12 protein-coding genes are annotated in these 13,085 nt (G+C 69.7%); 7 read left to right on the forward strand and 5 right to left on the reverse strand.

The window, feature by feature from the left end; all coding sequences use genetic code 11:
- Window positions 1-11 precede the first annotated feature (11 nt).
- From DIE03_RS14565 to DIE03_RS14575, 3 genes are read right to left on the reverse strand one after another with little or no spacing between them, the layout of a single operon-like run.
- A complete protein-coding gene (locus DIE03_RS14565) occupies window positions 12-833 on the reverse strand; it encodes an energy transducer TonB (protein WP_124451393.1) in 822 nt (273 codons plus the stop codon).
- Between the two features lie 33 nt (window positions 834-866).
- The gene (locus DIE03_RS14570; RefSeq protein WP_124451395.1) at window positions 867-1,913 is read right to left on the reverse strand and encodes an ABC transporter substrate-binding protein; all 1,047 of its coding nucleotides are present in this window, start codon (window positions 1,911-1,913) and stop codon (window positions 867-869) included.
- Window positions 1,914-1,963: 50 nt separating this feature from the next.
- On the reverse strand, window positions 1,964-3,136 hold the full coding sequence (locus DIE03_RS14575) for an LLM class flavin-dependent oxidoreductase (protein ID WP_124451397.1): 1,173 nt from the start codon (window positions 3,134-3,136) through the stop codon (window positions 1,964-1,966).
- A gap of 439 nt (window positions 3,137-3,575) precedes the next feature.
- Between DIE03_RS14575 and DIE03_RS14580 the strand changes: the two genes are divergently transcribed.
- The 4 genes from DIE03_RS14580 to DIE03_RS14595 are packed head-to-tail and all read left to right on the forward strand — an operon-like array spanning window position 3,576 to window position 7,416.
- A complete protein-coding gene (locus DIE03_RS14580; RefSeq protein ID WP_124451399.1) occupies window positions 3,576-4,652 on the forward strand; it encodes an ABC transporter substrate-binding protein in 1,077 nt (358 codons plus the stop codon).
- Between the two features lie 31 nt (window positions 4,653-4,683).
- Complete coding sequence (locus DIE03_RS14585; protein ID WP_124451401.1) at window positions 4,684-5,790, forward strand: PhnD/SsuA/transferrin family substrate-binding protein; 1,107 nt, start codon at window positions 4,684-4,686, stop codon at window positions 5,788-5,790.
- The gene (locus DIE03_RS14590; RefSeq protein WP_124451403.1) at window positions 5,790-6,605 is read left to right on the forward strand and encodes an ABC transporter permease; all 816 of its coding nucleotides are present in this window, start codon (window positions 5,790-5,792) and stop codon (window positions 6,603-6,605) included. The genes DIE03_RS14585 and DIE03_RS14590 overlap by 1 nt, the downstream gene beginning before the upstream one ends.
- Window positions 6,606-6,627: 22 nt before the next feature.
- Entirely contained in the window at window positions 6,628-7,416 is a 789-nt protein-coding gene (locus DIE03_RS14595) for an ABC transporter permease (RefSeq protein ID WP_124451405.1), read from the forward strand.
- On the opposite strand, the gene DIE03_RS14600 is transcribed toward DIE03_RS14595, so the two are convergent.
- Together DIE03_RS14600 and DIE03_RS14605 are read right to left on the reverse strand one after the other, a co-directional pair.
- Entirely contained in the window at window positions 7,407-8,525 is a 1,119-nt protein-coding gene (locus tag DIE03_RS14600; RefSeq protein ID WP_124451406.1) for a sigma-54-dependent Fis family transcriptional regulator, read from the reverse strand. The two genes, DIE03_RS14595 and DIE03_RS14600, sit on opposite strands and share 10 nt — an antisense overlap.
- A gap of 120 nt (window positions 8,526-8,645) precedes the next feature.
- Complete coding sequence (locus DIE03_RS14605; RefSeq protein ID WP_124451408.1) at window positions 8,646-9,326, reverse strand: class II aldolase/adducin family protein; 681 nt, start codon at window positions 9,324-9,326, stop codon at window positions 8,646-8,648.
- A 378-nt stretch (window positions 9,327-9,704) separates the two neighbouring features.
- Here DIE03_RS14605 and DIE03_RS14610 point away from each other — a divergent pair, with 378 nt between their 5' ends.
- The 3 genes from DIE03_RS14610 (at window position 9,705) to groL (ending at window position 13,074) form a co-directional block, all read left to right on the forward strand.
- The gene (locus DIE03_RS14610; RefSeq protein WP_124451410.1) at window positions 9,705-10,988 is read left to right on the forward strand and encodes a lipase family protein; all 1,284 of its coding nucleotides are present in this window, start codon (window positions 9,705-9,707) and stop codon (window positions 10,986-10,988) included.
- Window positions 10,989-11,130: 142 nt separating this feature from the next.
- Window positions 11,131-11,421: a co-chaperone GroES gene (locus DIE03_RS14615; RefSeq protein WP_011356207.1), complete on the forward strand. Its 291-nt coding sequence runs from the start codon at window positions 11,131-11,133 to the stop codon at window positions 11,419-11,421.
- A 12-nt stretch (window positions 11,422-11,433) separates the two neighbouring features.
- Complete coding sequence (gene groL / locus DIE03_RS14620; protein WP_124451412.1) at window positions 11,434-13,074, forward strand: chaperonin GroEL; 1,641 nt, start codon at window positions 11,434-11,436, stop codon at window positions 13,072-13,074.
- The last annotated feature ends 11 nt before the right edge of the window (window positions 13,075-13,085 follow it).

The following is a 13,085-nucleotide window of genomic DNA, read 5'->3' on the forward strand; positions in this document are numbered from 1 at the left end:
GGCCCGGCGGGTCAGCCCAGCTTGAAATCGATCGGCACGTTGACCCAGCCGTCGACGGCTTCGTCGCCGCGCTTCGCGGGCACGAACGTCCAGCGCTTCACGGCGGCCACCGCCGCGTTGTCGAGTACGCGGCGGCCGCTGCTCGTGCGGACGTCGACGGAATCGGGCGTGCCGCTCGCGAGCACGTGCACGCGCAGCACGACGCGCCCTTCCCAGCCCTGGTCCTGCGCGAATGCCGGATAGTCGGGCGCCGGGTTGCGCAGGTACGCCGCGTCGCCGATCGGTGCGGTTTCGCGCACGGGTGCGGCGGGCGTTGGCGCCGGAGCCTGGGCCGCCGGGGCGGCAATGGCCGGCGCCGTCGGCACGGGTGCGGTGTCGCGCGACGCCTGCGGCACCGCGACCGGTGCGGGCGCCGGATGCGGAACGGCCGCGCGCGGCGTCGGCGGCTTCGGCGAACTCGGCGCCTGCTTCAACGGCTTCGGCGGCACGACCGGCGGTGGCGGATGCGCGGCTTGCGGCAGCGGCTCGGGCGGCCGCGTCAGCTCCACCGTCATCGGCAGCGGCCTTGGCGGCTGCACGGGCGGTGCGGCAGGTGCGTGCGCAACCAGCAGCGCGACGCCCGCATGCAGCGCCGCGACGGCGAGCGCAATCGCGCCCGCGCCGCGCCATCCGCTCGCCGCTGCCGGCCGCGCGTCAGCGTGCGCAGACGGCGCCACCGAAGCTGGCCGCGCAACCACCGCAACTGCAGCAACCGCAGCAGCCGCGCGCGGCGCAGCACGCGCCGCATGCCGGCGCGCCGGCGGTGCGCCGTATTCGATCGTCAGCCCTGTCATGTTCGCCTCCTTGCAATGACGCGCCGCGGCGCGCTACGCGACCCACGCATGGCGGTGCCGGTCGATCTGCGTGAACGGCGCCGGATCGATCCACGCGCGCGCGTCGAAATCGCGTTCGAGAAACCCCCACTCGACGAGGAAATCCTTGAACGCGACCAGGCCGTCGATCGACGTCGGCGCGAGCCCCGTCTCCAGATGGCGATGCACGTCCGCACCGTACGCGTAGCGCACCCATTCGTCGGACGCGCGCGTTTCGCGGCCGATATAGGCGACCGTCTCCGCCGGATGGCGCGCAGCCCAGTCGCCCGCGCCGACCACGACCGACAGGAAGCGGCTCACGAGATCGGGGCGCGTGTCGATCAGCGCGCGGTCGACGGTCAGCGTGCGCGGCGTGCCGTTGCCGATCCGCACCAGCGGATCGGGATGCGCGCCGAGATCGATGACGACCTGCGCGTCGATCAGGTGCACGGTTTCCAGCCCGGCCACGCCCTTCACGAACACTGCGTCGACGTCGCCGCGCACGAGCGCCGCGATCTCGATTCCATACTCGTGCGGGCCGCGCGTGAACGACGCGGGCCCGGTGCGGCGCTCGCGCGTGTCGGGCAGGTCGACCCATTCGGCATCGCCGTGGCCGAGCCCTTCCAGCTCGAGCGCGCTCAGGAAGCCCTTCAGCGCGGCGGCCCGCCAGAAGTCGATGCTGATCGCATGGCGCGGCAACCCGAGCCGCCGGCCGCGCAGATCCCGCGCGGTGCGAATGCCGCGCTCCGGCAACGTGACGATCGCCTGGAATTCGTTGGTCCACGACAGGCCGATCACGCGCGTATCGGCACCGCGTGCCCGCGCCCACAGCGCGGGAATGTTGCCGCCCTGCCGGAACGAGTGCGGCAGGCTGTGATCGAAGTGCGATTCGCGCTTGTCGGCATCGGCCATCTCCTGCAGCGAATTCAGCACGATGCCTTCCGGCCCGAACTCCTCGTCGAACCAGCCGCGATGCACGGCGATGCCGAGCGCGGTCGGCACCGGGCAGCGCGTGTACCAGAGTGCGTCGCAGGCCGTGGCCTGCGCTGCGAGTGTCGTCATGGTGAGTGTCCTTGTCGATGTCGTTGTGACGCGCGGGGAAGCAGCCGCGCTCAGGCGCCGGCCACGCGCAGCGCCGCCTGCGTGCCGCGCGCATTCAGCGCGCCGTCGACGAGCGGCAGCACCTCCTCGCCCACGCGGTACGCCTCTTCGAGATGCGGGTTGCTCGCGAGGATGAACGTCGACACGCCGATGTCGACGTATTCCGCGAGCCGCTCGGCCACCTGCTCGTGGCTGCCGACGATCACGCAGCCGGGGCCGCCGCGAATCTGCGACATCCCGGCCCACAGGTTCGGGCCGACGATCAGGTCGTCGAAGTGCTGCGTATTGCCCTGGTGCAGCGCGAACTGGCGCTTCGCTCCGACCGACTCAGACGATTCGCCGCGCCCGCCGAAGCCGTTGCGCGTCGTGTCGCCCACGGTTGCGAACATCTGCCGCAATTCGGCCCACGCCTGCTCCTCGGTTTCGCGCGCCAGGATGTCGATGCGCATGCCGAAGCGCAGGTCGCGCTCGGCGTTCTTCCGGTCGAGCGCGCGCCGCGCCGCATCGATCACTTCCTTCTGCTTCGCGAGCGGCTCGCCCCAGCTCAGGTGCACGTCGCCGTGCTTCGCGGCGACCGCGAGCGCGGCGTCGCTCGCGCCGGCCAGATAGATCCGCGGCGGCTTCTGCCCGCTCAGCGGCGGCAGCAGGCCGCCGGCCTCGACGCGATAGAAGCGGCCGTCGAACGTGAACGGCGCGCCGGCCGCGACGCCCTTCACGACATCGAGGAATTCGTCGGTGCGCGCGTAGCGGCTGTCGTGGTCGATGAAGTCGCCATACGCGCGCTGGTCGGGCCCGCCGCCGCCCGTGACGACGTTCCACTCGACGCGGCCGCGGCTGATCCGCTGCAGGCTCGCGGCCATCTGCGCCGCATAGACGGGATGCACGAAATGCGGCTGCAGCGCGATCAGGAGCCGCAGCCGGCGCGTCTCGCGCGCCAGCGCGGCCGCGACGACCCACGGCTCCTCGGTGAAGCGGAAGATCGGAATCAGCGCGCCATGGAAGCCGGCGATGTCGGCCGCGCGGGCGACCTGCGACAGATAGTCGATATAGCCGAAATCGTCGTCGTCGACTTTCGGCGCGACGCGCGACGCGCGCTGGCGGTTCCATTCGCCGCGCGTATGCAGATCGTGCGCGCGCCGGCCGTCGCCGTGCATCGGCAGGCGCCACAGAAATTCAACAGCCATCGGGATTCTCCTTGTCGGCCCGTTCGGATTGCGTGCGGCACCGGCGTGCCGCGCGTATGCAGCGCTGTAAAGCACGCGGTATGCCAACGCACTCGCCGACGCGCGTGCGCAGCCGCCGGCCGGTATGCGCGGCGCCTTGCGGGCCGGGCGTCGACGGCCATCGACGCACACACGCCGGCGGGGCCGACGTCACGAAAGCGAACTGTCGCCGTGCTGCTGCACCGAGCACACCGGTGCTGCCCGCGCAACAGCACCCGATGCGACTGTTGCTCACGCAACAGCCGATACGCCGGCCGATGCGCGACGCATCTCACGCGATGCCCGCGCCGCGTGCCGCACGGCCGTTTCCGCTCACTGGCCCGGAACTTGCAACGTGACACGGCCCGCGCGGGCGACACCGCGCATCGACCATGCTTACCCAGACAGGGGAATCACACACATGACAGACAGGCCCGATTCGTCATCGGACAAGCAGCAGACGTTCTGGTACGCCCGATCGCCCGTGCCGACGCCGCTCGGCATCGCCGTGCACCTCGGCTGGCTCAACGGCGAGACGTCGGCCGACGGCGTCGCGATCCGCTCGCCGCGCGGCGCCACGCGGCACGACGTGTCGTCGATCAGCGATCACACGCTCGCGCAGTCGTTCCGCCAGGGCGGCAGCATCCCCGCGATGTGGGCACGCTCGAGCGACGCGAACACGCGCGTGATCGGGTTGTCGTGGGTCGACGAATCGCAATTGATCCTCGCACGGCCCGAGTCGGGCATCCGCTCGGTGAAGGCGTTGCGCGGGCGCCGGATCGCGATCCCGAGCCGCCCCGACGACCGCATCGACATCTTTCGCGCATCGGCGCTGCGCGGCTTCGTCAACGCATTGAGCCTCGACGGACTGACCACGCGCGACGTCGAGCTCGTCGACGTGCGCGCACGCACGCTGCAGGCCGTCGGGCCCGCACGCGCGGCAGACCTGTTCGCGTCGCCGCATGGCTTTTCGAGCCGCGCGCTGTACGCAGCCGAGGCCGGTGCGCTGCTGCGCGGCGAAGTCGACGCGATCTACGTGAAGGGCTCGACGGGCCTCGAGATCGCGCAGTTGATCGGCGCGCACGTCGTGATCGACTTCGGTTTCCATCCGGAGCGCTCGATCCGCAACAACAACGGCACGCCGCGCCCGCTGACGGTCAACGCGGACGTGCTCGCGAACCACCCGGACATCGTCGCCGGCTTCCTGAAGCTCGTGGTCGCCGCCGGCGAATGGGCGAGCACGCATCCCGACGAAACCGCGCACTACGTGGCCGGCGAAACCGCATCGTCGATCGACTGGGTACGCGCCGCGTACGGCAACCAGCTGCATCGCCACCTCGGCGTCAATCTGGATGACGAATCGGTCGCCGCGCTCGACGAGTTCAAGACGTTCCTGCACGACCACGGCTTCCTGAAAGCCGACTTCGACGTCGCCGACTGGATCGACCCGCGCCCGCTCGCCGACGTGCTGCGGCCGTCGCTGCAGAAACGCGCGTGAGCCCCTTTACCGTTCACTGCCCGGGACCATCATGAAACACACGCTCTCCCTCGCCTCGCTGCGCCGCCCGCTGCGCGCGCTGCTCGCCGCGCTGCCGCTGGCCGCCGCGTCGCTCGCGGCACCGGCCGTCCATGCGCAGGACGCGCCCAAGGTCGTGCGCATCGCCGTCGTCGCGTATTCGAGCGGCGGCAAGACGCAATACGCGGGCGCCTCCGCGCTGATCGACGCCGACAAGTCGCTCGAGAAAGCGCTCGCCGCAAGGCACGTGCAGCTGCAATGGGTGCCCGTGTCGACCGCGGCGGTCGGCACGCTCGTCAACGAGGCATTCACGAACGGCAGCATCGATTTCGCGGGCTACGGCGACCTGCCGTCGGTCGTCGTCAACGCGTCGGGCACGCACACGCGGCTGATCGTGCCGGGCGGCGCCGGCAGCAACACGTATCTCGTCGTGCCCGCCGGCTCGACCGCGAAGTCGATCGTCGACCTGAAGGGCAAGCGCATCGCGCTCAATCGCGGCCGGCCGTGGGAAGTCACGTTCGGCAAGCTGCTTGCCGAGAACGGGCTGAAGCTGTCCGACTTCAAGATCTACAACCTCGATCCGCAGGCCGGCGCGGCGGCCGTCGCGGCCGGTCGCGTCGACGGCTTCTTCACGCTGTCCGACGCGTACTCGCTCGTCGATAAGCAGGTCGGCAAGATCATCTGGTCGACCAAGACCGCACCCGACGACTGGAAGATGCGCGCGGAACTATGGGCGTCCGACGATTTCGTGCGGCGCTACCCCGACATCACGCAGCTCGTCGCGACCGCCTACGTGCGCGCCGCGCACTGGATCTCGCAGCCGCAGAACCGCGATGCGTACGTGAAGATCCTGAGTGCGTCGGGCCAGCCCGAAAGCGTCGTGCGCCGTGAATACGCGGACGAATCGACGCCGTGGAAAGAGCAATGGACGCCGCTCTTCACGCCGGCGCTGACCGGCCACTACCGCGACGTCGTCGCGTACAGCCGCCAGGCCGGCCTGACGTCCGCGCCGGTCGACGTGAACGCGCTGCTCGCGCCGACCTTCGTGTCGACCGCGCTCAAGCAGCTCGGCCTCGACGGTTACTGGCGCGCCGACGCCGCGCGCGTCGCGAGCCGCTGATGGCGGCACGCGCCCTCACGCCGAACGGCTCGCGCGCAGTCCGCCTGCCTGGCGTCGCGCGGCTCGGCGAGCATGCGCTGTGGTGGGTCACGCCCGTCGCATTCGCCGCGCTGTGGTGGCTCGCGAGCGCGCAGCGCTGGTTTCCGCCGCAGCTCGTCGTGCCGCCCGAGCGCCTCGCGGCGACGTTGCGCACGCTGCTCGACACCGGCGAACTGCGCGACAACCTGCTGATCACGCTGCATCGCCTCGTGCTCGGTTTCGCCATCGGCGCAACCGGCGGCGCCGCATTCGGCATCCTGCTCGCGCGCAGCCGGCTGTTCGCCGACTATCTGCGGCCGACGTTCGACCTCCTGCGGCAAGTGCCGACGCTCACGCTGATCCCGCTGCTGATCCTGCTGATCGGCGTCGACGAGCCGCTGAAGCTCGTCGTGGTCGGCAAGGCCGTGTTCTTCCCGGTCGCGCTGGCCGCGTACACGGGCGTACACGATGCGCCGCGCGATCTCGTCGAAATGGCACGTCACTACGGGCTCGGCCGTTTCGCGCTGTTGCGCGACGTGCTGCTGCCGGCCGCGCTGCCGCCGCTGCTGACGGGCGTGCGAATCGCGCTCGCGCGCGCGTGGCTCGCACTCGTCGCGGTCGAGCTGCTCAGTGCCGACAGCGGGATCGGCCAGATGATGGAACTCGCGCGGCAGATGCTGCGGCTCGACGTGGTGCTCGTCGACGTCGCGGTGATCGGGCTGATCGGCTTCGCGCTCGACCGATCGATCGCGCTCGTGCAGCGCTATGCATTGCGCTGGCAGACACCCTCGCGCTGACCCTGACTGGAACCGCTTCGGCATGACCTTCGCATCCCGCGCTTTCTCGCTCGCCCCGCTGCGCCGTCGCGCACGCGGCCTCGTCGTGCCGGCCTTGCTGGTTGCCGCGTGGCAAGTCGCGTCGTCCGGCGACGCGGCCCATCAATACGCATTCGTACCGCTGCAGCAGGTCGGCGCGGCGCTCGTCGAACTCGCCCGCAGCGGCGAACTCATGACCGATCTCGGCGCGAGCCTGCGCCGCACGACGCTCGGGCTCGGCTTCGGCGTCGCGTCCGGGCTCGTGTTCGGCGCGGCGATGGCGCGTTCGACGCTCGCACGCAAGCTCGCCGAACCGGCGTTCCAGGCGCTGCGCTACGTGCCGCTGCTCGGGCTGATTCCGCTACTGAGCCTGTGGGCCGGCACCGGCGAATTCGCGAAGGTGTTCATCATCGCGCTCGCCGCGTTCTATCCGATGACCACCGCCAGCTTCGACGGGCTGGGCCGCGTCGATCCGCGCTATGTCGAACTCGCGCAGTCGTATCGGCTGACGCGTGCCGGCCTGTGGCGCGACGTGCTGATTCCGGGCGCATTGCCCGACCTGTTCGCGGGCGTGCTGCAGGCCGTGCCGTTCGCGTGGATCACCGCGACCAGCAGCGAGCTGCTGTTCAATACGGGCGCCGGGGTCGGCAGCCTGATGCAGAACGCGCAGGCCGGCGCGCGCGCCGACGTGCTGCTGGTGTGTGTGCTGGGTGTGACGGCACTGGCCGTCGCGATGAGCGCGTTATGCGAGCGGGTCGCGCAGCGCGCGCTGCGCTGGCGCGATCACGCCTGACGGCGCAGGCGCGCGTCGGCATCGCCCGCGTCGCGCGGCTTCAGGATGCCGAGTTGCGCGAGCCGTGCGCGCACGATGTTGCGCGACTGGTCGAGCAGGCGCGACATGCGCAGCTGGTTGTGCTCGCTGTAGTCGAACACGCTGCGGTAGACGGTGTCCTCGATGTGCTGCCACAGCGCCGGCGTGCCGAGATCCAGCAGCTCGATCACCGCGTGACGCAGCGCCTCGGTTGCTTCGGCGACGTCGCGCGCGCGGCGCGGCGGTGCGGCGGCCACGCCCGGTGAATCGGCCATGTCGGGCGCAAGCGACAGCGCCGAGAACTGCAGGTCGCCGACGTCGATCGCACCGCCCGCGCAGATCAGCACCGCGTGGTGGATCACGTTTTCGAGTTCTCGAATGTTGCCGGGCCACGCGTGCGCGTGCAGCCGGGCGCGCGCGGCGTCGGTCAGCGTCGGCGCGCTCACGCGCAGCCGCTTCGCGTAGGTGTCGATGAAATGCTCGATCAGCGGCGCGATGTCGCCGGGCCGCTCGCGCAACGGCAGCAGGCTCAGCTTCACGACGTTGAGCCGGTAGTACAGGTCCTCGCGGAAATTGCCCGCGCGCACCGCGGCTTCGAGATTCACGTTGGTCGCCGCGACGAGCCGCACGTCGATCTTCACGGTCTTGCGCGAGCCGACCGGCGTCACCTCGCGCTCCTGCAGCACGCGCAACAGCTTGACCTGTGCGGACAGCGGCAGGTCGCCCACTTCATCGAGAAAGAGCGTGCCGCGATTCGCGGATTCGAACCAGCCGGGCTGGCTGTTGATCGCGCCGGTGAACGCGCCGCGTTCGTGGCCGAACAGCTCGCTTTCGATCAGCGTCTCGGAGAACGCGCCGCAGTTGACCGCGACGAACGGTCCGTCGCGGCGCTCGCTCAGCGAATGCACGAGGCGCGCGATCAGCTCCTTGCCGGTGCCGCTTTCGCCGGTGACGAGCACCGTCGCATCGCTCGGGGCGACGAGCTGGATGCGTTCGAGCAGCACCCGCGATTTGGGGTCGTCGAACGTCAGTGCCTTCGCGCGGATCGTGATCGCGTGCGAAGTCGGGTCCGGCAAGCTGAAGATGGCCATGGCACGACCGGCGTGTTGAACGGGGAAGGTTCGACGATAGCAAGACGCGCGCCGGCCACGAACCAATTCATCGAGCTATCGGTATGACGGCGGCCGGATTGCGCCGGCCGCAGCAGGGCGTCATGCCAGCCCGGTCATCTTCCACTGCTGTTCGAGCGCGCCCGGCCCGAAGTCGAGCGAGCCGCCGAGCGGTTCGGCGAGCGCCTGGAAGTACGCGGCTTCCTCGAGGATCAGGATGTACTTCGACACGTCGAGGATCGACTTGCCCCAGAACGTCGCACCGCCGTTCGCCTCGATGATCGCCGGCACGTCGGGATCGCGCCGGATCGTATCGACGATGAAGCGCGGCTCGCCGGGACGGCGATCGACATAGACCGGGATTTCGCGGGCCCGCGTGTAGCGCGCGGCCGGCGCGTAGCGGATCGGCAGCGGACGATGCGCGCTCGCCCATGCGCCGAGGTACGGACCGTGGACGTGAATCACGACGTCGACTTCCGGCGCCTCGCGGAACACGCCCGCGTAGCGCGGGCCGTTGCCGCCCGCGCGCGCGTCGCCGTGCAGTACGTCGCCGTCGAGCGTCACGACGACGGGCTGGATCTCCTGCGATGCAGCCCACGGGCTCGGTGCGGACAGCGCGACGACGAGTTCCGTGCCCGGCACGCGCTGGAACGCCTGGAACGTGTTGGTCGCGGACAGCGTGCGCGTTTCCTTCAGCACACGCTCGGCCTGCGTGAATTCGCGCGTCGCGCGCTCGACGAATGCCACGAGTTCGCCGCTGTCAATGGCTTGGGTGACGGACATGAAGACGGTTTCCTTGATCGGGTGGACGGATGGACTCGCGTCGCAACGCAGCGACGCACGACCACCGGATCAGCAGCAATCGTGCCAGCCGGCGATGCAGGCGGCACAGGCCGGCCGACGCAGCGCGGGCGCGCCCGGACGACACGCGCGGTGCCGACCGGACGCGTGCGTCTGTTGCGGGAGCAACAACGTGCCGGCCGGGATTGCTGCACGACGCGCAGCCGGTGCGCGTGCACGCCCCGCGCCGCACCGATCGATTGCCCGCCACGCCGCGTGCGGCGTATGCAACGAGCACGCTGGTTCGAAACTTGCATCGTGGTCGGCCCGCGCCGGCCCTGCATGGCTGGCTCATTCGCTCTCACCGACCTCCTTCCGATCATGACGCTCCTTCCCCTGCGCGGCCTCGCCGCACGCACGCTGCTCGCATCGGCGCTCGCCGTGCCTTCCGTCGTTTCGCACGCGGCTTCACCCGGCCGTGTTCCCGCACCCGATCCGTTGCAGGGCGACGGCCGCGTGTCCGCGTTCTACACATGGGATCGCGACATTCCGGCCACGCCAGGCGCGCTGCTGCGTTCCGAACCGCTGCCCGCGACGCTCGGGCTCGCGAGCGCCGCGCGGCAACTGCGCATCCTGTATGCATCGACCGACGGTGTCGGCGGCCACACGCCGATCGCCGTGTCGGGCGCGCTGTTCGTGCCGCGCGGCACGCCGCCGGCCGGCGGCTGGCCGATCGTCGCATGGGCGCACGGCACGTTCGGGATGGCCGACATCTGCGCGCCGTCCTGGTTCGGCCGATCGTATCGCGACGTGCGCTACCTGAATGCGTGGCTTCAGCAAGGGTTCGCGGTCGTGGCGACCGACTACCAGGGCCTCGGCACCCCCGGCCCGAACCCGCAGCTCAACAATCGTTCGAACAGCTACACGTTGCTCGACAGCGTGCGCGCGGTGCTCGGCGGCGTGCCGGGCCTCGCGAACGAAGTCGTGCTCGTCGGCCAGTCGCAAGGCGGCTCGGCCGTGATCGCGGCAGCCGGCTACGCGCCCGCCTATGCGCCCGAACTCGCGATCCGTGCGACCGTCGCGACCGGCACGATCTACAACGCTTCACGCGCCACGCTCGCATCGCTGCCGAAGTTCGAGACGACGTACCGGCGCGATCCCGAGCGCGTCGATCCGACGCTCGCGTACCAGTTCTATTCGGTGCTGTCCGCGCAGCAGGTCGACCCGTCGGTGCGCGCCGACGACGTGCTGACCGAGCGCGCGCTGCCGATTCTCGAACAGGCGCGTATCAGCTGCCTTGCATCGCTCGAGGACGACGCGGCACTTGCCCACCTCACGCACGCGAGCACCGTGAAGCCGGGCGGCGATGCGCGGCTGCAGGCATGGTGGGACGACTTCCTGAAATACCCGACGCTGAAGATCGCCACGCCCGTCTTCATCGGCGCGGGCGCCGACGACGGGCTGGCGCCGCTCGAACTCGCGCTCGCGAAGGATGCGTGCGCGGCCGGCACGACCGTCGAGGCGCACCTGTATGCCGGCCGCGAGCATAACGGCACCGTGAACGCATCGCTCGCCGATTCGATTCCGTTCGTGAAGCGCGTGCTGGCCGGCGAGACGATTCGCCCGGTCTGCTCGCCGGTCGCGCAGCAGGCCGTGTCGCAATAGCCGGCTTCCGGCGCTTTGCACCACGGCGCGAATGCTTGTGCAAATCCGTTATTGGATCGCGCCGCCGCGCATTTTTATACTCGTCAGCACTCTCTGTTAAAGAGTGCCAGCCCAATCCGACAGATCAGCACAGGACGAAAAGATGAGCCTACGCCCCTTGCACGACCGCGTGATCGTGAAGCGTCTCGACCAGGAAACCACCACCGCGTCGGGCATCGTGATCCCCGACAGCGCCGCCGAAAAGCCCGACCAGGGCGAAGTGATTGCCGTCGGCCCCGGCCGCAAGGATGCGGACGGCCAGCGCATCGTGCCCGACCTGCAGGTCGGCGAGCGCGTGCTGTTCGGCAAATACGCCGGGCAAGCCGTCAAAGTGGACGGCAACGAGTTTCTCGTGCTGCGCGAGGAAGACATCGTCGCGGTCGTCAATCAATAACGGAGCGCAATCATGGCAGCCAAGGAAATCATTTTCAGCGACATCGCGCGGTCGAAGCTGACCGAAGGCGTGAACATCCTCGCGAACGCGGTGAAGGTCACGCTCGGGCCGAAGGGCCGCAACGTCGTGCTCGAACGCAGCTTCGGCGCCCCCGTCGTCACGAAGGACGGCGTGTCGGTCGCGAAGGAAATCGAACTCGCGGACAAGCTGCAGAACATCGGCGCGCAGCTCGTGAAGGAAGTCGCGTCGCGCACCAGCGACGCAGCCGGCGACGGCACGACGACGGCCACCGTGCTCGCGCAGGCGATCGTCCGCGAAGGCCAGAAATACGTGGCGGCCGGGCTCAACCCGCTCGACCTGAAGCGCGGCATCGACAAGGCCGTCGCCGCGGCCGTCGACGAGCTGAAGAAGATCAGCAAGCCGACCACCACGAGCAAGGAAATCGCGCAGGTCGCGACGATCTCCGCGAACGGCGAGGAATCGATCGGCCAGCGCATCGCCGAAGCGATCGACCGCGTCGGCAAGGAAGGCGTGATCACCGTCGAGGACGGCAAGTCGCTCGCGGATGAACTCGACGTCGTCGAAGGGCTGCAGTTCGATCGCGGCTACCTGTCGCCGTACTTCATCAACAATCCGGACAAGCAGGTCGCCGAGATCGAGAGCCCGTACATCCTGCTGCATGACAAGAAGATCTCGAACATCCGCGACCTGCTGCCGGTGCTCGAACAGGTCGCGAAGTCGGGCCGCCCGCTGCTGATCATCGCGGAAGACGTCGAAGGCGAGGCGCTCGCGACGCTCGTCGTGAACAACATCCGCGGGATCCTGAAGACGGTCGCGGTCAAGGCGCCGGGCTTCGGCGATCGCCGCAAGGCGCTGCTCGAGGACATCGCGATCCTCACCGGCGGCCAGGTGATCGCCGAGGAGACGGGCCTGACGCTCGAAAAGGCGACGCTCGCCGAACTCGGCCAGGCGAAGCGCATCGAGGTCGGCAAGGAAAACACGACGGTGATCGACGGCGCGGGCGATGCGAAGAACATCGAAGCGCGCGTGAAGCAGATCCGCGTGCAGATCGAAGAAGCGACGTCCGACTATGACCGCGAGAAGCTGCAGGAACGCGTCGCGAAGCTCGCGGGCGGCGTGGCGGTGATCAAGGTCGGCGGTGCGACCGAGATCGAAGTGAAGGAGAAGAAGGATCGCGTCGATGACGCGCTGCACGCCACGCGCGCGGCCGTCGAGGAAGGCATCGTGCCGGGCGGCGGCGTCGCACTGATCCGCGTGCGGCAGGCGATCCGCGAACTGAAGGGCGTGAACGCCGACCAGGACGCAGGCATCAAGATCGTGCTGCGCGCGCTCGAGGAACCGCTGCGCCAGATCGTCACGAATGCGGGCGAGGAAGCGAGCGTCGTCGTCGCGAAGGTCGCGGAAGGCACGGGCAACTTCGGGTACAACGCACAGACCGGCGAGTACGGCGACCTCGTCGAATCGGGCGTGCTCGACCCGACCAAGGTCACGCGCACGGCGCTGCAGAACGCGGCGTCGGTGGCCGGCCTGCTGCTGACGACCGATGCGACCGTGTTCGAAGCGCCGAAGGATGCGGCGCCGGTCACCGGGCCGGGCGGCCCGGGTGCGGGCGGGCCTGGGTTCGACTTCTGAGGCCGGCCTGC

Origin of the sequence: Burkholderia sp. Bp8992 (assembly GCF_003853705.1) — a bacterium.
GTDB lineage: Bacteria > Pseudomonadota > Gammaproteobacteria > Burkholderiales > Burkholderiaceae > Burkholderia.

What these genes read in the sequence shown, in the direction of transcription:
- DIE03_RS14565 (WP_124451393.1), bottom strand. Translation starts at nt 833, where the DNA reads ATGACAGGGCTGACGATCGAATACGGCGCACCGCCGGCGCGCCGGCAT.
- DIE03_RS14570 (WP_124451395.1), bottom strand. Translation starts at nt 1,913, where the DNA reads ATGACGACACTCGCAGCGCAGGCCACGGCCTGCGACGCACTCTGGTAC.
- DIE03_RS14575 (WP_124451397.1), bottom strand. Translation starts at nt 3,136, where the DNA reads ATGGCTGTTGAATTTCTGTGGCGCCTGCCGATGCACGGCGACGGCCGG.
- DIE03_RS14580 (WP_124451399.1), top strand. Translation starts at nt 3,576, where the DNA reads ATGACAGACAGGCCCGATTCGTCATCGGACAAGCAGCAGACGTTCTGG.
- DIE03_RS14585 (WP_124451401.1), top strand. Translation starts at nt 4,684, where the DNA reads ATGAAACACACGCTCTCCCTCGCCTCGCTGCGCCGCCCGCTGCGCGCG.
- DIE03_RS14590 (WP_124451403.1), top strand. Translation starts at nt 5,790, where the DNA reads ATGGCGGCACGCGCCCTCACGCCGAACGGCTCGCGCGCAGTCCGCCTG.
- DIE03_RS14595 (WP_124451405.1), top strand. Translation starts at nt 6,628, where the DNA reads ATGACCTTCGCATCCCGCGCTTTCTCGCTCGCCCCGCTGCGCCGTCGC.
- DIE03_RS14600 (WP_124451406.1), bottom strand. Translation starts at nt 8,525, where the DNA reads ATGGCCATCTTCAGCTTGCCGGACCCGACTTCGCACGCGATCACGATC.
- DIE03_RS14605 (WP_124451408.1), bottom strand. Translation starts at nt 9,326, where the DNA reads ATGTCCGTCACCCAAGCCATTGACAGCGGCGAACTCGTGGCATTCGTC.
- DIE03_RS14610 (WP_124451410.1), top strand. Translation starts at nt 9,705, where the DNA reads ATGACGCTCCTTCCCCTGCGCGGCCTCGCCGCACGCACGCTGCTCGCA.
- DIE03_RS14615 (WP_011356207.1), top strand. Translation starts at nt 11,131, where the DNA reads ATGAGCCTACGCCCCTTGCACGACCGCGTGATCGTGAAGCGTCTCGAC.
- groL (WP_124451412.1), top strand. Translation starts at nt 11,434, where the DNA reads ATGGCAGCCAAGGAAATCATTTTCAGCGACATCGCGCGGTCGAAGCTG.